The sequence below is a fragment of the Bacillus cereus group sp. BfR-BA-01381 genome, from assembly GCF_022663555.1.
Taxonomy (GTDB): Bacteria; Bacillota; Bacilli; order Bacillales; family Bacillaceae_G; genus Bacillus_A; species Bacillus_A pacificus.
The window spans coordinates 31,960-51,492 of record NZ_JAKUFR010000033.1; the positions used below are offsets into that span (position 1 = coordinate 31,960).

Consider the following 19,533-nt stretch of genomic DNA (forward strand, 5'->3'; position numbering starts at 1 on the left):
CGGGTACTTTTTATCACCGTAGTTTTACCTATATAGTGATTAGTATTTTTCTAATACTAATACATCGTAACCATCTAACATTTTACGACCATCTAAGTAAGTAAGTTCTACTAAGAATGCAATTCCTGCTACAACTCCGCCTAGCTCTTCAACTAACTTAATTGTCGCTTCAATTGTTCCACCTGTAGCTAATAAGTCATCTGTAATTAATACGCGTTGACCTGGTTTAATTGCATCTTTATGGATCGTTAAAACATCTTTACCATATTCTTTACCGTAGTCAACTGTAATTACTTCACGTGGTAATTTTCCTAATTTACGAACTGGCGCAAATCCTACTTCTAATGCATAAGAAACTGGGCAACCGATAATGAAACCACGAGCTTCTGGTCCTACTACAAGATCGATGTCTCTCTCTTTTGCATACTCAACGATTGCATCTGTTGCTGCTTTGTATGCTTTACCGTCGTTCATTAACGGTGTAATGTCTTTAAACACAATACCTTCTTTTGGATAATCCGGTACAATTGCGATATGTTGCTTGAAATCCATATTTCTGAATCCTCCTCAGATCTAAAAGGTTTGTAAATACAAATCCTTTACCCTAACTGTTCTACTTCTTTATGATTACGAATCGTTTCAAACCATGTATATAGTTGCTGATATGTGCTATAAACCAATTCTTTTTCTAATTGTAAGTGGTTCATTTTCTCACGATATGTGCTCGATTCAATTAAATCACGCTTTTGTTTTTTTTCTGCCATAAAAATGACGCCATCTTTTATTGTAACAAATTCTAACTCAAAAAACACCTGTGTCATGAAATTTACTGTATCTTTTGACCAACCTTTATGCTGACATAGTTGCGCTCCATATTGTCTTAAAGAAAATGGTGATTTTTGGCTCAAGAACGAATAGTACCATTTAAAATGTTCTCTCGTTGGAACAGTACTAAATAAATGATTATTCTCTTGATAAAATAGTGTATAAATTCGCGACGGGAATCCTACTTTAAATAGCTCTCTTAATTCATCTGTCCCTTTTGGTAAATCAAGGAATACGATGTATTGATCATCTAACTCGGTCACTTCTGATGCATGCATCATATGCTCTTTATAGTCTTCTAAAGAAAATTTATTCAATACCTCTTCAGAAAAATACACCATCGTGATTTTCCCTTTCGGAAGTTCTGCTAAATTTGCTTCTACGTTACGCATACTACGCCAATCGAATAATTGCCATGCTTCTACAGCAATATCTTGTACCATTAATTGCGGCTTCTTAAAATTATTCCATTCATTGATAGACGCTTCTCCTATTACAGATACTTTTGCAACTGGAGAAATTTCTTTCGCATATGCGCCAAAACCGAATCCAATTGTATCCAATGTTGCTTGTCCATCACGAAGAGACATCTTTAAATGAGAACCATCTGATCCGATTGCACGAATACTTTCTAACTCCGCATCTTTCACCGCAATACGTGGCTTTGGATTTCCAACACCAAATGGCGCTAACTTTTGCATATCTTCAATCGCTGCAAGTGTTACGTCCTCCACTTTGCAAAAGGCATCGACAGCTGTAATTGGAATAAAATCTTCTTCTGTTAAAATTGTATCTGCCTGTTCATTTAAACGGCGGCGTAATTCATCTACATCATTCATATGTAGCGTCATTCCCGCTGCCATCGGATGTCCTCCGAAGTGTGGCAATAACTCTCTACAATCTGACAAGTTTGCAAACAAATCAAATCCTGCAATACTACGCGCTGAACCTTTTGCAGTTTCTTTTACAGGATCAATGCATAATACAATCGTTGGACGATAAAAACGTTCAACTAATTTAGAAGCGACAATTCCAATTACACCTGGATTCCATCCTTCTTTTGCAAGCACTAATACTTTATTGTCTTCAGGCGGAAAATTCGTTTCCACTTCAGCAATAGCTTCTTCTGTAATTTGCTTTACAATATCTTTTCGCAGTTTGTTCAGCTCATCAATTTCTTCAGCCAGCTCTTTCGCTTCTTCGGGATCCTCTGATAATAAAAGATGTACAGCCGGCGTAGCATCTTCTAAACGTCCAACTGCATTAATACGAGGTGCGATTGAGAAGCCAATACTCTCTTCTGTAATTTCACTTTGCGAAACGTTAGCAACTTTAAATAGCGCCTTTAGTCCGATATTTTTCGTCATGCGCATATGTTTTAAACCGCGCTTCACTAACAATCTATTCTCACCGTGAAGTGATACTAAATCAGCTACCGTACCAATCACTGCAATTTCTAATAAATGTTCTGGTATACGGCCCAGTAGTGCATGTGCAACTTTAAACGCAACACCTACACCAGCTAAATAGTGAAACGGATACACACCGCCATCTAATTTCGGATGAATAATCGCAAGTGCTTCTGGCAATTCTGGTGGTGGCTCATGGTGATCTGTAATAATTAGATCTATCCCAAGTTCCTTTGCTACCTTCGCTTCATGTACAGCTGCAATACCAGTATCGACAGTAATAATGAGTGAAAATCCTGCGCTATGCGCCCAACGAAATGCTTCTTCGTTCGGTCCATAACCTTCTGTAAAACGGTTTGGGATATAAAATTCTACGTCTGCACCTAATTCTTGTAAGGCAACATATAAAACAGTTGTACTACTTACTCCGTCCGCATCGTAGTCACCAAATATTAATATTTGCTCTCCATTTTGAATCGCCTTATTTACACGTTCTACCGTTCTATCCATTCCTTCTAATAAAAACGGATCATGAAATTCTTGATTTTCTGTATTTAAAAAATCTAAAATCTTATCTTCTGTATCTATTCCTCTACCGAGGAATAACGAAACGACAAGTGGTGATAATTGTAATTTACTTGCTAATTCACTCACTCGCTCGCTATTATATTCTTTTTCTTTCCAACGCGTCTTCGGTTGTAACACGAAATCACCCCTTAACCTGTTCATTATACAAGACAGATTAAGGGGTGACAATATAATGCAAACTACGCTGCAATATCTATATACTAAAATGTTAATAATATTTAATTTGGAGAATACGGATTTATATGTACAAACACATTTTGTACGTTATCTTGCTGCATAAGCGTTTCTTTCACATGCTTGCCAATGCGATGCCCTTCTTCTACAGTAATATATGGATCTACAGAAACTTTAATATCTACAATAACGTAATGACCATGCTCCCTCGCATATAACGAACCGATTTTTTTCACACCATCTATTTGAAGTACTGCTTCTCTAAGCGGAACAACATCTTCCTCATGAAGAACATGATCAAGCGTTGCATGAATTGCTTCTGCCCCAATACTCCATGCCATTTTTGCAACAAGAAGTGAAACAAATAATCCTGCAATTGGATCAGCATACACAAGCCAATCGAACCCGAACTTACCACCAATAATCGCTGCACAAATACCGATTAAAGCTGCAATTGAAGAAAATACATCTGAACGGTGCTCATATGCATTTGCAATAATTGCATCACTATTTACCCTTTTCCCTAATCGAAATTTATATTGAAACATTCCTTCTTTCACGATAATCGAAAGAACAACAGCAAAAATCGTAATTCCCTTCGGCGGTTCTAGTTCCTGCGAAAAAGCTTTTATGGACGAAATTGCTATCTCGATTCCCACAATAAATAATAATACTGCAACAATAATCGCTGAAATCGATTCCGCTTTACCATGACCATACGGATGATCTTCATCGGGCGGCTGCTTTGCTGCTCGCAATCCAAACAGTACAGCTAGCGAACCAATTACATCTGATGCAGAATGCACAGCATCCGCTAATAGCGCTTTACTGTTCCCAATATAACCAATTACCGCCTTTATAATTGCTAATATAATATTACCAACGATCCCGACAATAGCACCGAACTCGGCCTGTTTAAAACGCTCATCTTTTTCCATCATTAAAATCCCTTCTTTTCTTAACCTATCTTTTTATCCCACTTTAACGGGCAGTAAGACCCCCACCTCAAAATTCAGCGAAAGCAAAGAAGTAAGGTGGGGGTCGGGCTGCCCATTAAAGTCCGATTGGTTCAACTAATAATCAGTGAGGGATGAAGAAAACCGCCACTGATTAAAGTTTCACTTTATTGTAACAAAAACAGCGATAATATCTCCACTTTTTTCCATTCCCACTTTTAAAAGTTGCTATCTTATTGTATCCACAAACGAAAAAAGAGATGCCTCATAAAGAGACATCATCTTTTTTATACTTGCGGTTCAGATTCTACTTTCTCAACCTTTTTCTTGTTTTTGCCCTTTTTCAAACGACGGTTTTCAAGCATTAACCAAATTTGAGAAGCAACGAAAACAGAAGAATACGTACCTACAACTAATCCAACAAGTAACGCAAACGAGAAGTTACGTAGTGACTCACTGCCGAAAATAAGCAATGCAATTACTGGGAATAGCACTGTTAATACGGTATTAATCGAACGACCAAGCGTTTGACGAATACTTGCATTTACGATTTCTTCTAAGTCTTTTATATCACGTACTCGTTTTTTCTGTTTGTATAATTCACGGTTTCTATCAAATGTAACGATCGAGTCATTAATAGAATAACCGATAATTGTTAATACCGCAGCGATAAACGTTAAGTCTACCTCTAACTGGAAAATACTAAATATAACAATCATAACGAATGCATCATGTAATAATGCAAGTACTGCAGATAATGCATACGTAAATCGGAAACGAATACTTACGTATAAAATGATAACCGCAGAAGCAATTAATACTGCGATAAATGCATTTCGTGCAATTTCTTTCCCGATTGTTGGTGAAACTGTACTTACGTTTGGATCTGTACCATATTTATCGTGGAAGAATGTTTTTGTTTTCGCAATTTCATCTTTTGATAGAACACCTAATGTACGAACTGCGAATCCTTTATTGTCATCTCCAGTCGGTACAATATTTTCTTCCTTCACGTCAATGTTCAATTCTTTGAAATCTTTATGAACATCAGACACAGTAACTGCTTGTTTTGATTGCAAGTCGATACGTGTACCACTCGCAAAGTCAATACCAAGATTCAATTTGAAAATTGGTAAAATAATTGCACCTGCAATTACAACTACCATCGAGAAGATAAGGAATTTATGACCGACATTTACGAAGTTAATACGATCAAATCTTGTCGGTGGATGTACTACACCTTTTGTTAATGGAATAATATCCTTTTGTTTCACACCAAAGTATCCTGGTTTCTTATCGAAGTAACGGCTCTTTACAAGTAAACTTAGTAAGAAACGAGTACCGAATACGTTCGTAATAAAACCGACTAAAATACTTACGATTAAACTTGTTGCGAACCCTTTTACAGAGCTATTACCATAAACGAATAATACACCAGCTGCTGCAAGTGTTGTAATGTTCGCATCTAAAATGGTTGCTAATGAACGGTGGTTACCAGCACGGAATGCCGACATCATTGACTTACCAATTTTCAACTCTTCTTTCAGTCTCTCGTACGTAATAATATTCGCATCAACCGCGATACCTACCCCGAGCACTAACGCCGCAATACCTGGCAACGTAAGAACTGCATGCATCCAGTTAAAGACAAGTAATGTAACGAAAATGTATAGACCTAACATAATAACCGCTACAAGTCCTGGTAAACGGTAGAATACAAGCATAAATAAGAAAATAAGAGCGATACCAATCGCACTAGCGAAAATTGTTTGCTCTAACGCTTGTTGACCAAACTTCGCTCCAACAGATGTTGAATACATTTCTTTTAAATCAACAGGAAGTGCACCTGCATTTAATAAAGATGAAAGTTGTTTCGCGCTTTCAACTGTAAAGTTTCCACCTACGATAGATACTTCAGCTTGGTTAAACACTTGGTTTACTGTTGCTGCTGATAAGAACTTCGGATTCGGTTTTGCAGATTCTGCTTTGTACGAATCTTTTCCTTCTTCAAAATCAAGCCAAATTACCATTAAATTCGTTGGTGGTGGCATTTTTGAAATTTTTTCAGTTACTTCGCGGAATTTTTCAGCACTCTTTAATGTAAGACCTACGCTCGCACGGCCTTGGTCATCAAATGTTTGCTTCGCTCCGCCGCCTTTTAAATCCGTTCCATCCATAAGAAGGTTGTCATCTACATCACGGAATGTTAATTTCGCTTGCGTTGATAACATTTCACGTGCTTTTTGCTGATCTTGTACACCAGCAAGCTGTACACGAATTCGGTCCTGCCCTTCAATTTGAATGTTCGGTTCACTTACACCGAGTACATTGACACGATTTTCAAGAGCACCTACTGTACTTACAAGTGCCTCTCGGTCAATTTTATCACCTTTTTTGGCTGGTTTTACTTCATAAAGAATTTCAAAACCACCGCGAAGGTCTAGTCCTAGACTAATTCCTTTTGCTATGTCTTTTCCTGCCGCACCAATTACTCCACCGATTAATAAAACGATGAGGAAAAAGGCGGCAATTCTCGTACCACGCTTTGCCATATGTACCCTCTTTCCGCTACTAACACTTCAAATAAATCTTTTACGATTCACTTTCACACGTGTGCATACGCCTAGTTAGTAGACTTCCTTTCTATAATTTTGCTAGCTCATCACTAGCTGTGCCGGTAAGTTTTCACATTACCTACACTTTCATTATTTGTTTTCTCTCTTCACTACCCCCTTTATATATAATCTTAGACATAATTATTTCCTCATTATCAATACCTATCATTATACTGCAAAAGGAAGAACAAACCAATTGCAGTCGGTTATTTATTTTCATATTCATCAAATGACCAAAGTGGCGCTTGATATGCTTCAACAGTTAAATACGTCATATATTCATTAGCTGTTACTGTTAATACGTCATTAACTAATTCATACAATCTAACGTCACTGTCTATCTTCTTCCACTTTTTCACTTTAAGAAACTTCCAAATGTCATCATCTGTTACTCGGTCGTAGCCGAACATTTGGAACTCTTCTACTTTACTTTCTAAAACGACTTGTAACTGTCCGCGGTATGATTCTACCAAAGCCTCTCTATCTAACATATATAACATCTCCTTCTTATTTCAGCACGAAAAGTCGCTTTTAATCCCGCTCTAATGGACAGCAATAACTACTTTCAAGAGCACTCTCTTAAATGCTTGTCATTCTTGTCTCGTACGTGCATATAAATTATTGTAAATCATTCCACTGATTTTGAGAAGGTAGGAGAAGACCATGACGAGACAAAGCTTTTTAAAAGGCGCATTTATTTTAATGATAGCCGGCTTTATTACCAAAATTCTAGGATTTATTAATCGTATTGTAATGGCACGTATTTTAGGAGAAGAAGGCGTTGGCCTTTATATGATGGCCGTCCCTACATTTATTCTAGCAATTACATTAACACAAATCGGTCTTCCTGTCGCAATCGCAAAATTTGTAGCAGAAGCAGAAGCTGTGAATGATAAACAAAAAGTTAAAAAAATATTAACCGTATCATTAGCTGTTACATCCGTTATTAGTATCATTTTAACAATTGGAATTATGCTCCTCACACCTATTTTAGCAAAAACATTATTAACTGATGAACGAACGTATTATCCATTAATGGCCATTTTGCCTGTCGTTCCTGTTATTGCTGTTTCTTCTGTTTTACGCGGCTATTTCCAAGGGAAACAAAATATGAAACCTAGCGCTTACGCCCAAGTTATAGAACAAATTGTCCGCATTACAATTATCGCTATATGTATTCAATTATTTTTACCTTACGGCGTAGAATATGCTGCAGCTGGCGCTATGTTATCAGCCGTTCTCGGTGAAGTGGCATCGTTATTATTTTTACTCACTTTATTCCAGCGTGAAAAACATTTATCTATACGCTCTGGATTTTTCACTACTGTAAAAGAAAGCAAAGGGACATTTTATTCTCTTATGGATATTGCACTTCCAACTACAGGAAGTCGTTTAATCGGTTCCGTTTCCTATTTTTTTGAACCTATCGTCGTTATGCAAAGCTTAGCGATTGCCGGCGTTGCTGCCTCCGTCGCAACTCAGCAATACGGTATATTAAACGGGTATGCATTCCCCCTTCTTTCACTGCCAGCCTTTATTACATACGCTCTTTCGACAGCACTTGTTCCATCTATTAGCGAGGCAATGGCAAAAAGACAACATAAATTAGTAGAACACCGCTTACAACAAGCTCTTCGGATCTCACTCATTACTGGCGGGTGGTCAGTCGTTATATTATACGTATTTGCTTCTCCTGTTTTAACTCTTATGTATGGATCGGATAGTGCAACAGCGTTCATCCAGCTTCTTGCACCTTGCTTTTTATTTCATTATTTTCAAAGTCCACTTACCTCTGTTTTACAAGCTTTAAACTTAGCACGTGCGGCCATGATGAATACGTTTATTGGTGCAATCGTGAAATTAATCGTTATTTTCGTACTAGCCTCAAGGCCAGAGTTTCAAATGATGGGGGTTGCCCTTGCAATTGCAGCAAATATCGTAACGGTAACATTTCTTCATTACGCTACTGTTTTAAAGAAAATTACATTTACCATTTACGCAAAAGACTATATTTTTGGCGGACTTGCCATCGGTATCGCAGGCTCCTTCGGTTTTTACCTTCATAAGTATATAGTTTTCTCTCATTCACTTGGCATACAAACATTATGGGAAATCACTTTAACAACACTCGTTTATATTGTGCTCCTCTTCATTTTCAAGCTCATTCGAAAAGAAGAGTTAAGTCGTCTCCCTATCATTCGAAAACTTTCATTTTTGAAGTAAACGGGCTTACTATGTCGTATAGTAAGCCTCTAGTTTTCTTTCAAATCAACAAAAAATTGTCCATTTTGAAAGCTACAGTATAAAATTTTTGTTACATCGTTATAGCCTAAGTTTTTTAATTTTTCAACAAGCCACTCATCTGTATGTTCAATCATTTGTAAATGATTAGATTGAATTTCTCCATCGATAATAAGGGGAAGCGTAAACTGCAATGCATCCTGCCCACCTTTTTGTTTTTGAAAGACAGATAACTTCCCAGATGGTTCTAAAATAGCGTATTCTACATCCCGGATATCTCCAACTCCTTGTTCCCTTAATTGCATCATTAAATCATCTATATTATAACGTTGCTTTCTCATCTTCTTTTCATCAATCTTTCCTGCATTTACAAGAATGGCTGGCTCACCTTCTATTAAATGCCGAAAGCGTTGATACTTTAACGAAATAACTGACAAAATAATTTGTATACACATAAGAAACGTCATCGGAACTAATTGGTGCCAAAGTGATTTATCGGTATTTTCAATTGCGACTACTGCCATTTCACCAAGCATAATGAATACGACTAAATCTAATACACTTAGCTCTCCAATTTCACGTTTACCCATAAGACGAAAAATAATTAAGATGATGATATACAACAGCATCGTCCGGCCAATGATTGATACCCATTCCATTTCTACATCTCCTTTTTACGTATAGACTCCCCTATAAAAAAGAAAATAGTCTAACTTAGGCAAAAGGAAAATATGCTTGTATTAAAAAGGGGGAATGTATAAATGGATGGAACGAAAAAATTATCAACTGCAATCGGCTTCGGTATCGTTATCCTATTAATTCTCGCAACAGTTACTAGCATGATTATGGCTCTTTTATTAAAATTTACAGATATGAATGAAGGAACATTAGCTATTACTATTTTTATACTAGCACTTTTATCTATGCTTATATCCGGGTTTACTGCCGGCAAAAAAGCACAAGGGAAAGGTTGGCTAGTAGGCTTCACAACAGGACTTACATTCACTATACTTGTTTTTCTAGTTAACTATTTAGGTTTCTCTCAAACTTTATCGAACTCACAGTTACTTTATCAATTAGCATTAATGGGCGCGAGTACACTCGGTGGCATTTTCGGTGTAAATATGTCCAAACAAAATAACTAAAAAAAGCCCTGCACATTTCATGCAGGGCCTTCCTCATTAGTTTTTCACAACTTCACGAATCGCATTACGATCGAAAGTTAAGTGTGAGCCACCAGATTTAATAACAATTTTCGTTTCATCTACTGATTCGATTGTACCGTGTAAACCACCGATTGTTACGATAGCATCACCTTTTTTTAACTCACTTTGCATTTGAGCAACTGCTTTTTGACGTTTTTGTTGCGGGCGAATTAATAAGAAATAGAAAATCGCAAACATCGCAACGATCATAACGATATTCATCATACCTGGATTCATCTTTTGTTCCTCCTTTTAAATTATGTATTAGAAGTTTTTAGCATTCGGTTTATTAAAGCCATACTGTTCAAAGAATTCTTCGCGGAAATCGCCAAGACGGTCTTCACGAATAGCTTGTCTCACCTGCTCCATTAAGTTTAACAGAAAATGAAGGTTGTGATAAGACGTTAAACGAATTCCGAACGTTTCATCACATTTCATTAAGTGACGAATGTACGCACGAGAGTAATTTTTACATGTATAGCAATCACAGTTTGGATCAAGCGGACCGAAGTCTCTTGCGAATTTCGCATTTTTGACAACTAGACGGCCTTCACTTGTCATACATGTACCATTTCGAGCGATACGAGTTGGAAGTACGCAGTCAAACATATCGATACCACGAATTGCACCATCGATTAATGAGTCAGGAGAACCTACTCCCATTAAGTAACGTGGCTTATTATCTGGAAGAAGTGGTGTTGTAAACTCAAGTACACGGTTCATAATATCTTTCGGCTCACCTACAGATAAACCACCTACCGCGTAACCAGGGAAGTCCATTGAAACAAGGTCTTTTGCACTTTGACGGCGAAGCTCCTCGAACTCTCCGCCCTGTACAATACCAAATAAACCTTGATCTTGTGGACGTTCATGTGCTTTTAAGCAACGCTCTGCCCAGCGGCTTGTACGCTCTACAGATTTCTTCATATATTCAAAAGTAGCTGGGAATGGTGGACACTCATCAAATGCCATCATAATATCTGAACCTAATGCATTTTGAATTTCCATCGCTTTTTCTGGTGATAAGAATAATTTATCTCCATTTAAGTGGTTACGGAAATGAACGCCTTCCTCTTCAATGCGACGGAAGTCACTTAAACTGAATACTTGGAAACCACCAGAGTCCGTTAAGATTGCACGATCCCAGTTCATAAATTTATGCAAACCGCCTGCTTCACGAATGATTTCGTGACCTGGACGTAGCCATAAATGATACGTATTACTTAAAATAATGCCAGAATCCATTGCTTTTAATTCTTCTGGTGACATTGTCTTAACTGTTGCAAGTGTACCAACTGGCATAAATGTTGGTGTATCAAATGAACCGTGCGGCGTATGCACACGTCCTAAACGGGCACCTGTTTGTTTACAAGTTTTAATAAATTCATAACGAATTGCTGTCATAATTTACTCCTTTTATTTGTTTCCCATTTTAGCGTGAGAGGCAACGAACATTGCATCACCAAAGCTAAAGAAACGATATTTTTCTTTTACTGCTTCATTATAAGCATGAAGTACATTATCTCTGTTTGCAAATGCACTTACAAGCATAATTAATGTTGATTTCGGTAAATGGAAGTTTGTAATTAAACCATCAATTGCTTTAAATTCGTAACCTGGGTACATAAAAATGTCTGTCCAGCCAGAAGCAGCACAAAGCTTGCCATCATGATCTGTCGCAATTGTCTCTAACGTACGAGTTGATGTCGTACCTACCGTAATGATACGTCCACCATTCTCTTTTACACGGTTTAATAATGCCGCCGTCTCTTCAGACATATGGTAATATTCTGCGTGCATATGGTGTTCTTCAATCGTATCAGCAGAAACTGGTCTAAATGTTCCAAGCCCTACGTGAAGTGTAATAAATGCTAACTCAACGCCTTTTTGTTTTAACTTCTCCAGTAACTCTTCTGTAAAGTGAAGTCCTGCAGTCGGCGCTGCTGCTGAACCGATTTCTTTCGCATATACTGTTTGATAGCGATCGCGATCTTCTAGCGTCTCTTTAATATATGGAGGAAGTGGCATTTCTCCAAGTTCATCTAAAATTTCATAGAAGATGCCGTCATATGAAAATTCAAGCTGACGTCCACCTTGATCTGCAGTTCCTGTGCAAGTTGCTTTTAATTTCCCTTCGCCAAAAGAGATAACAGTTCCTTCTTTTACACGTTTCGCTGGCTTAACAAGCGTCTCCCACTTATCGCCTTCTTCTTGTTTTAAAAGAAGTACTTCAATGTGTGCGCCTGTATCTTCTTTCACACCATGCAGACGAGCAGGCATTACTTTCGTTTCATTTAAAACTAAGCAATCCCCCTCATGTAAGTAAGAAAGAATGTCCGTAAAATGTTTATGCTCAATATCGCCTGTTTCACGGTCTAACACCATTAATCTTGATGTTTCACGCTCTTCTAATGGAACTTGTGCAATAAGTTCTTCTGGTAAATGAAAATCAAACAGATTAATATCCATAACTATATCCACCTATTTCTTATTTGAATCGATTTATTATATACATAATAAAAGATAATACAATACTTAACACAATACATGTGATGACAGGAAAATAAAAGGTAACGTTTCCTTTTTTCACAAAAATATCGCCTGGAAGCCTTCCAATGAACTTCCAAGCTAAGCCAACAACGATAAGTAAGATACCTGCTGTAATAAGCAATTTTGGCATCTCCGTCATACTTTTGGCATCTCCATTCCGAAATGCTCGTATGCAAGTGGCGTTACAATTCGCCCCCTTGGCGTTCGTTGTAAAAAGCCAATTTGTAATAAATACGGCTCATACACATCTTCAATCGTATGAGATTCTTCTCCAATCGTTGCCGAAACCGTTTCTAATCCAACTGGACCACCACGGAACTTCTCAATAATACCAAGCAATAATTTATGGTCAATATGATCTAGACCTAATTTATCTACTTGCAGTAGCTCTAATGCCATTTGTGTAATTTCCATCGTAACCGTTCCATTACCACGAACTTGTGCAAAATCTCGTACACGTCGTAATAAACGATTTGCAATACGAGGTGTACCACGAGCACGTCTTGCAATTTCTAGTGCGGCTAACGAGTCAATTTCAACTTCGAATACTTCTGCTGTACGTTCAACAATCTCAGAAAGCTGATCTACTGTATAATACTCTAATCTTGAAAGCACACCGAAACGGTCACGAAGCGGCGCTGATAACGCACCTGCACGCGTCGTTGCTCCAACTAATGTAAATGGCGGTAAATCTAATCGTACAGACCGTGCTGAAGGTCCCTTTCCAATTACAATATCAAGACAAAAATCTTCCATCGCAGGATATAGTACTTCTTCAATTGATCTATGCAAACGATGAATTTCATCAATAAATAATACATCCCCTGGCTGAAGTGCTGTTAATACAGCTGCTAAATCACCTGGTCTTTCAATTGCCGGTCCTGAAGTTGTTCTAACATTTACGCCCATTTCATTGGCAATAATATTCGCAAGCGTCGTTTTACCAAGACCTGGTGGTCCATATAAAAGCACGTGATCTAACGTTTCTTCACGCATTTTCGCCGCTTCAATAAACACCTCTAAATTATGTTTCGCTTTATCTTGGCCAATATACTGACGGAGCGTCTGTGGCCGTAATGAATATTCTAAATCCGCATCTTCATATGCAGATTCCCCTGAAAGGAGACGTTCGTCCATTATACTCACCTCTTACCATTTAGTAAAAGACTAAGTGCCTTTTTAATATACTGATCCGTCGTTAATGATTCTTTTAATAACTCTGGTACAACGCGAGAAACTTCTCGTTCCGCGTATCCAAGTGCGCGCAGAGCTTCCAGCGCCTCATCAAGCTCCGCTGACGAACCTTTCTTCTCATCAAAACGTTCTTCGTCTGAGAATAAATCAACAAATGCATCTGGTACAACGTCTGCTAGTTTTCCTTTTAAATCTAAAATCATTTGGCGCGCTGTTTTCTTTCCTACGCCCGGGAACTTCACTAAAAACTTCTCGTCTTCATGTTCAATCGCTTGAACGACCTGTCCTGTTTGACCAGAAGCTAATATTGCAAGAGCGCCTTTTGGTCCAATACCAGACACACCTAACAACTTTGTAAATAATAAACGCTCTTCACGTGTTTTAAACCCGTAAAGCGCCATAATATCTTCTCTCACATAATGATATGTATAGACACGGATTTCTTGCTTACTTCTTTGAAATACATACGGATTCGGTGTGAAAATTTGATAACCAATTCCATTATGATCAATTACGACATATTCCGGCCCTACATACTCCACGTAACCTGTAACATATTCAAACAAAATACAATCTCTCCCTCTTAAATCATGTATTCCATTTTAACATATTTAATGATAGAAAAGCGAGACTGCCCCAACAAATGTTCTCTATTTGAAACTTCTGTTATTTTCCATTGACAGAAAGGTTGAAGCACATTAATATACAGAAGTCGATAATGATTATCAATACTAATTAAAGGGGTTACATCAGGATGAAACAGAAGGTATTTATTTTATTTACTATCATGCTAGTCGTTCTTTCTATCGTTGGCTGTTCTTCTCAAAAGGAAGAATCCAAAGCAAAAGAACAACCGAAAACAAAAGTTGTAAAACACGCTAAAGGGGAAGCTACAATTCCAGTAAATCCAAAGAGAATTGTTGATTTATCTGGTTCAACAGAAGAATTATTACTTCTTGGACACAAACCTGTTGGTACAGCAAATACATATAAAGATAAAATCCAAAAGCATTTGACAGAAAAGCTAGACGGAGTAAAAGCAGTAGGTTGGTATTGGGCACCTAAAGTTGATTTAGAAGCTGTTACTGCTTTAAAACCAGACTTAATTATTTTGAACAATCGTCAATTAAAAATTTATGATCAACTAGAAAAAGTAGCACCGACAGTTGTTCTAGAAACAAACTTAGAAGATTGGCGCGGTAAGTTTAAAGAAGTAGGTAAACTATTTGACGAAGAAAAGAAAGCCGACAAATGGATTGCAGACTACGATAAAAAAGCCTACTCTTTATCTAAAAAGATTAAAGAGAAAACAAAAGATGAGAGCTTTATGTTCGTCGCAGTTACACCACAAAACTTCCGTGTATACGGTAGCTTCGGGTACGGTGACATCATCTTTAACGACTTAAAACTTCCAGCAACAAAAGGTACAGATTTAAAACAAACGATGGCGCAAGTATCGCTAGAAGGTCTTGTTGCATTCCAGCCTGACCAAATGTTCGTTGTAAACTTCGGCGGAGAAGCTGATAAAGTGTACGAAGACTATAAAAACAGTGCCGTTTGGAAAGATAATAACGCAGTAAAAAGCAATCACGTATATGAAGTATCAAACGAAATATTCAATACGAAAGCCTTCAATCCAATCGGAAAAGATATGCTAATTGATGAAATCGCAAAACAAATTTTAGATAAAAATAAATAAGAAAAAGCAGCTCACCATGAGCTGCTTTTTTTCTTACTTTGTACTGCGTATTGCTTCATTTTTTCGATTGTCTTCACGAATCCTTCTTTTGACTTAATACGAATACCACGCTTCAACTTCGCCCGTTCATAACTCTCTAGCTTTTTCATATCAATTTGAAAAAAGGAATGAATCGCATTATCACTTTTCGGCACACCTTTAAAGATTTGTAATATCCCTTCCTCTGAAACACCGAAATAACCACTCGTTTTTAATAAAGGAGAAATATCATCAACTTTCTTTTGTAATACAATTTGTACATCATCGCGATCAACGAGTTGCCATTCTTTATATTGCTGTAAAAACTTTTCTAAATCCGCTACTTTTTCTGTAAATATTTCTTCACTTACTTCTCCATCAACATACATGCGCTCTAATAAAATTGTAACTTCCGGTTCTTTTTCTGTTACTTCTGGTACTGGCCCTTCCGCCCTTGCACTCGTTTCATAAACTAAACAAAACATCATAACGAACGCTTGCATTGTAATCAGTATCCATTTCATTTCCGTTCACCTCTTTTAGGCATGATCAAACTTTCATTAGTAGTTTTTCCGGAAATGGGGGTTTTATCCCTAATTCATAGATTACTCTCATTAAGACTTATAGAGTCCAATGATTTCTACCTATTTCGAAACATATTGATTACTTGAAAGCTTTTTTATATCTTTATTTGATTGTACTGTCGCTATATAGACTCCAATTAATACGATTGCCATTCCAACTATTTGTTGCCACGTAACAGCTGCTCCATATAGGACAACTGATATACAAGTAGCTACAATAGGAGTTAGATTTAAATACATACTCGCTTTGCTTGCACCTAGCTCTTCTACTCCTTTATTAAACACGATATATCCAATTAACGTCCCGCATATGACCATATACAACATTTCTATCCATCCCTGTAAAGAAAACGTCCCAACCTTTCCCCATCCATCTTCATATAGAGAAAGGCCTGCTAAAAACAAAGTACCCAATACCGTCATACTCATTGTAGTTAACAAAGGGGAGACACCACTCATAACTTTTTTTCCTGTTAAGCTATATAACACCCCGCAGATTAAAGCTGCTATAAATAAAAGATCGCCCTTATTAAATGACAAAGACATAAGTGTATTCATTGAACCACTCGTAATAACAACTATTACACCGATAAGAGACAACATTAAACTTATTCCGACTTTTATACTCCAAGACTCTTTAAAAAATAATATTGCTCCTAATGTTACAAAAACGGGCATTGTAGCAATAATAAGCGAGCCATTCAAAGTGGAAGTATAGTTAAGTCCCATAAAGAAAAAAACATTGTAGCCAAAAATACCTGTTAATGATACAAATAACAACCCTTTCCAATTCTTTAATAACAAACTTGTATTCCACTCAGATTTCATAAAAACTATGCCTATTAAAATAAAACCTGCTAGACCAAAACGAATTGTTGCCGCAGTAATCGGTGGAATTTCAGTAATAACATGCTCTGCTGTTGCAAAAGACCCACCCCAAAATAAAGGAACAAGTAACATAATGACATACATACGATTTATTTTTTTCATTTTTATTACCCCTTTCAAGTAAACAAGTTTAAAAGTTTAAACTTGTTTACTTGTTAGTTAAAAAAAATTAATAATTTGATTCTATTGCTTGAAGTAAATCTTTCACCTGTTTTAAAAATTCTCCGGCTATTATAGAATAAAAAATTTCTTTTCCATTTCGATTCGCTACAATTAGTTCTGCTTGTCTTAAAATTTTCAAATGATGCGAAACAGCTGGTCTAGAAATCCCCATTTTATCTGTTATTTGCGTGACATTCATCTGTTTATTTTCTAATAACAGCATAATAATTTGCTGACGATTCTCATCTCCCAACGCCTGAAATATAGGTGTTACGACCTGAAATTTCTCTAATACAACTTCTGTATTTCTACATTCAAAATTCTCCATATCCTATTCATCCCAACCTTATATATATAACATGTAATATATTACCATTAAATAGTAACTCTTTCATTCGCAGTTGTAAATAACTTTATTTTCAGACTTTTCTTCGATAAAAAAAGGAAGATTGGATTCCTCCACTCTTCCCATTACATTCATATAAAATGAAAGACGCCTGCAAAGCAGGCGTCTTGATGCGTTTACGGCGAGAGACCAGGCGACCACATTCGCGTGTTTAGCACTTAAGCATATCTCTCGTCTTACGTAAATTAGCTCATCGCTTTGCTAATATAACATTAATAAAGTATAAGTGCAACATGTTTATAAAAATATTTTATTTCCTCTTTCATCCAAACAAATTATATGTAAATTATAAATTGATAAATGCAACATATATGTTACAATTAATATAACAGCAAAATCATCATAAACAGGAGATGGATATTGTGAAAAAAATAAAAGATGAACGTCTCATTCTGCAAACATTAAAAAATATACGTATTGCCTTTCTTTTTCAATCACTTGGTATAATTGGAATTTTAGGCTATATTGGATTCACTGAAGGACTAGATCAAATGACGAAATCTCCATTATGGCTATTATTTATTCTTACGAGTATTGTGCTTAGTTATTTACAGTTAAGCATTTCAATCGATGTAGAAGAAAGCGAAAAGGACATACAATTAACTCCTTATTATAAACTTGTCTTTCGCTCCCTTATCGTTGGGAGTGTTATGGCTATTATTTATATTATTTTCAGTCCAGAAAGACCTCTCTTTGAAGCCATTTTAACAGGCAGTATTCTCTTCATATGCTTTTTAGTATCTTACTCCGTTAGTTATTTTATAAAAAAGCGTCGTTTACAGGATAACGATGAATAAAGAGGAAGGGCTACCCTTCCTCTTTTATTTTGCTATCGCACTGTACCAGTTAAACCGTAACGAATGTCTCGGAACATATTTCCTATGTCACGATTAAAATCGTTTGTAACTGTACCGTTACGTAGACGTGTACTCATTGCATCGACACGAGTAAACATATCATTTCTTACAGAAACATATACGTTTCTGTTTCCAACTTCATTTGAAACTGCTTGACGAATCTCATTCGCCATCGCCGTTTCATTTGTCACTGTATTACGTGGTTTTACTGCAATCGCTACATCGTTGCCATATACAACTGTAGACACGCGGTCTACGTTATTCATACGTTTCACACGATTTGTAATTCTTTCTGCAGTTTTACCATCATTGTTAATGTATGAATTGTTCATTGTAATATTACGTGTTGGATGCGGATTAGCAATTTGACCGTTGTAATTTACATCACGGTAATAGTTGTATCCTGTATCGTTACGACCATTTCTATATGTTACATAGTCTGTATATCGATCGTTACGCGTCACATTATCACGATACTGGTGTGTATCATTATAAGATGTACGCTCGTAATTGTAGTTACGTCCATCCATTGCATTGTTTTTTGGTGTACCACATGCAGCTAATGCACTAGTAACTAACAAAGAAGCAGCAATCACTTTTACTTTCGTATTCAATAGAAAAACCCCCTCTGTTAGAATGAACTTCTCTTCTGAAAAGCTCCCTCTTATGATGAGTAACAGAGCAGGTTTTTACACTGTTAATATTTCACTGGGAATTTTCTAACATTTGGTGTAAACCTTTCGTTTCCAGAATGAATCTACATACAAAAAAGGTGGGAATAATCCCACCTTTTTTAAACTTCTTCATCCTCTTCTTCTGAAACTGGCTCCCCAAATACATTTGGTGGATCTGGTTGATAATACATCGTTCCTGGCTGTGGTGCATATGCTGATTGAGTTGGTTGATAATATAAAGGATTCGCGTATTGTGGCCCTCCAGGTTGTGGACTATATAGCCTACTCTCTCCACCGCATCCACAATCTTCCTCGCCTTGCACAAGCGGCGGCATATTATTATCCATCGGCATCATATTTGGATTTGGCATAGACGTATACTGTGGTCCAAACGGCACTCCTTGCTGATACGGCATACCATAGTATGGATTTTGTTGTTGATAATACGGATTCGGCGGCATCACATTCGGTGGTTGATTGTTATCCAT

General features: G+C 36.9%; 20 protein-coding genes and 1 pseudogene. 4 read left to right on the top strand and 17 right to left on the bottom strand.

What is annotated here, in order from left to right:
- Nucleotides 1-39: 39 nt before the first annotated feature.
- From MR079_RS13545 to MR079_RS13565, 5 genes are all read right to left on the bottom strand, one after another.
- Nucleotides 40-552 carry an adenine phosphoribosyltransferase gene (locus MR079_RS13545; protein ID WP_000346214.1) on the bottom strand — a complete coding sequence of 171 codons (513 nt, stop codon included), beginning with the start codon at nucleotides 550-552 and terminating at the stop codon, nucleotides 40-42.
- A gap of 47 nt (nucleotides 553-599) precedes the next feature.
- On the bottom strand, nucleotides 600-2,939 hold the full coding sequence (recJ, locus tag MR079_RS13550; protein ID WP_242294135.1) for a single-stranded-DNA-specific exonuclease RecJ: 2,340 nt from the start codon (nucleotides 2,937-2,939) through the stop codon (nucleotides 600-602).
- 101 nt (nucleotides 2,940-3,040) lie between these two features.
- Entirely contained in the window at nucleotides 3,041-3,934 is an 894-nt protein-coding gene (locus MR079_RS13555) for a cation diffusion facilitator family transporter (protein WP_139867098.1), read from the bottom strand.
- 305 nt (nucleotides 3,935-4,239) lie between these two features.
- The gene (gene secDF, locus MR079_RS13560) at nucleotides 4,240-6,504 is read right to left on the bottom strand and encodes a protein translocase subunit SecDF (protein ID WP_242294136.1); all 2,265 of its coding nucleotides are present in this window, start codon (nucleotides 6,502-6,504) and stop codon (nucleotides 4,240-4,242) included.
- 269 nt (nucleotides 6,505-6,773) lie between these two features.
- The gene (locus tag MR079_RS13565) at nucleotides 6,774-7,058 is read right to left on the bottom strand and encodes a post-transcriptional regulator (protein WP_000886980.1); all 285 of its coding nucleotides are present in this window, start codon (nucleotides 7,056-7,058) and stop codon (nucleotides 6,774-6,776) included.
- Nucleotides 7,059-7,230: 172 nt separating this feature from the next.
- Here MR079_RS13565 and spoVB point away from each other — a divergent pair, with 172 nt between their 5' ends.
- On the top strand, nucleotides 7,231-8,790 hold the full coding sequence (spoVB, locus tag MR079_RS13570; protein ID WP_000198281.1) for a stage V sporulation protein B: 1,560 nt from the start codon (nucleotides 7,231-7,233) through the stop codon (nucleotides 8,788-8,790).
- A 29-nt stretch (nucleotides 8,791-8,819) separates the two neighbouring features.
- Here the strand turns inward: spoVB and MR079_RS13575 are convergent, their stop codons facing one another.
- A complete protein-coding gene (locus tag MR079_RS13575; RefSeq protein WP_000455381.1) occupies nucleotides 8,820-9,467 on the bottom strand; it encodes a DUF421 domain-containing protein in 648 nt (215 codons plus the stop codon).
- Nucleotides 9,468-9,569: 102 nt separating this feature from the next.
- Here MR079_RS13575 and MR079_RS13580 point away from each other — a divergent pair, with 102 nt between their 5' ends.
- Nucleotides 9,570-9,953, top strand: coding sequence for a TIGR04086 family membrane protein (locus MR079_RS13580; protein WP_242294137.1), 384 nt, complete (start codon nucleotides 9,570-9,572; stop codon nucleotides 9,951-9,953).
- A gap of 36 nt (nucleotides 9,954-9,989) precedes the next feature.
- Here MR079_RS13580 and yajC read toward each other — a convergent pair whose 3' ends face one another.
- Genes yajC through ruvA form a run of 6 tightly spaced genes read right to left on the bottom strand, consistent with a single transcriptional unit; the run spans nucleotide 9,990 to nucleotide 14,323 of the window.
- Nucleotides 9,990-10,250, bottom strand: coding sequence for a preprotein translocase subunit YajC (gene yajC, locus MR079_RS13585; protein ID WP_001068066.1), 261 nt, complete (start codon nucleotides 10,248-10,250; stop codon nucleotides 9,990-9,992).
- Nucleotides 10,251-10,277: 27 nt separating this feature from the next.
- Nucleotides 10,278-11,417 (bottom strand): tRNA guanosine(34) transglycosylase Tgt, encoded by a 1,140-nt coding sequence (gene tgt / locus MR079_RS13590; RefSeq protein WP_000125362.1) that lies wholly within the window; start codon nucleotides 11,415-11,417, stop codon nucleotides 10,278-10,280.
- 12 nt (nucleotides 11,418-11,429) lie between these two features.
- Nucleotides 11,430-12,482, bottom strand: a complete 1,053-nt coding sequence (gene queA, locus MR079_RS13595; protein ID WP_000354028.1) for a tRNA preQ1(34) S-adenosylmethionine ribosyltransferase-isomerase QueA — start codon at nucleotides 12,480-12,482, stop codon at nucleotides 11,430-11,432.
- Between the two features lie 19 nt (nucleotides 12,483-12,501).
- A complete protein-coding gene (locus MR079_RS13600) occupies nucleotides 12,502-12,702 on the bottom strand; it encodes a DUF2905 domain-containing protein (protein ID WP_000138163.1) in 201 nt (66 codons plus the stop codon).
- Nucleotides 12,699-13,700 carry a Holliday junction branch migration DNA helicase RuvB gene (ruvB, locus tag MR079_RS13605; protein WP_046197784.1) on the bottom strand — a complete coding sequence of 334 codons (1,002 nt, stop codon included), beginning with the start codon at nucleotides 13,698-13,700 and terminating at the stop codon, nucleotides 12,699-12,701. Before ruvB ends, MR079_RS13600 begins: the two co-directional genes overlap by 4 nt.
- A gap of 5 nt (nucleotides 13,701-13,705) precedes the next feature.
- Nucleotides 13,706-14,323: a Holliday junction DNA helicase RuvA gene (ruvA, locus tag MR079_RS13610; RefSeq protein WP_000464508.1), complete on the bottom strand. Its 618-nt coding sequence runs from the start codon at nucleotides 14,321-14,323 to the stop codon at nucleotides 13,706-13,708.
- 188 nt (nucleotides 14,324-14,511) lie between these two features.
- Here ruvA and MR079_RS13615 point away from each other — a divergent pair, with 188 nt between their 5' ends.
- Nucleotides 14,512-15,456, top strand: coding sequence for an iron-hydroxamate ABC transporter substrate-binding protein (locus MR079_RS13615; protein ID WP_242294138.1), 945 nt, complete (start codon nucleotides 14,512-14,514; stop codon nucleotides 15,454-15,456).
- A gap of 11 nt (nucleotides 15,457-15,467) precedes the next feature.
- Here MR079_RS13615 and MR079_RS13620 read toward each other — a convergent pair whose 3' ends face one another.
- The 3 genes from MR079_RS13620 to MR079_RS13630 all read right to left on the bottom strand — a co-directional run bounded on the left by MR079_RS13620 (nucleotide 15,468) and on the right by MR079_RS13630 (nucleotide 17,436).
- On the bottom strand, nucleotides 15,468-15,998 hold the full coding sequence (locus tag MR079_RS13620) for a BofC C-terminal domain-containing protein (RefSeq protein ID WP_139866541.1): 531 nt from the start codon (nucleotides 15,996-15,998) through the stop codon (nucleotides 15,468-15,470).
- Between the two features lie 120 nt (nucleotides 15,999-16,118).
- Complete coding sequence (locus tag MR079_RS13625; RefSeq protein ID WP_139866540.1) at nucleotides 16,119-17,048, bottom strand: DMT family transporter; 930 nt, start codon at nucleotides 17,046-17,048, stop codon at nucleotides 16,119-16,121.
- A gap of 67 nt (nucleotides 17,049-17,115) precedes the next feature.
- Complete coding sequence (locus MR079_RS13630) at nucleotides 17,116-17,436, bottom strand: ArsR/SmtB family transcription factor (RefSeq protein WP_242294139.1); 321 nt, start codon at nucleotides 17,434-17,436, stop codon at nucleotides 17,116-17,118.
- Between the two features lie 440 nt (nucleotides 17,437-17,876).
- Between MR079_RS13630 and MR079_RS13635 the strand changes: the two genes are divergently transcribed.
- Nucleotides 17,877-18,311, top strand: coding sequence for a branched-chain amino acid ABC transporter substrate-binding protein (locus tag MR079_RS13635; RefSeq protein ID WP_242294140.1), 435 nt, complete (start codon nucleotides 17,877-17,879; stop codon nucleotides 18,309-18,311).
- Nucleotides 18,312-18,343: 32 nt separating this feature from the next.
- Here MR079_RS13635 and MR079_RS13640 read toward each other — a convergent pair whose 3' ends face one another.
- Nucleotides 18,344-18,985 carry a YhcN/YlaJ family sporulation lipoprotein gene (locus tag MR079_RS13640; RefSeq protein WP_139866536.1) on the bottom strand — a complete coding sequence of 214 codons (642 nt, stop codon included), beginning with the start codon at nucleotides 18,983-18,985 and terminating at the stop codon, nucleotides 18,344-18,346.
- 179 nt (nucleotides 18,986-19,164) lie between these two features.
- Nucleotides 19,165-19,533: pseudogene (locus MR079_RS13645) on the bottom strand (peptigoglycan-binding protein LysM); the annotation flags it as partial.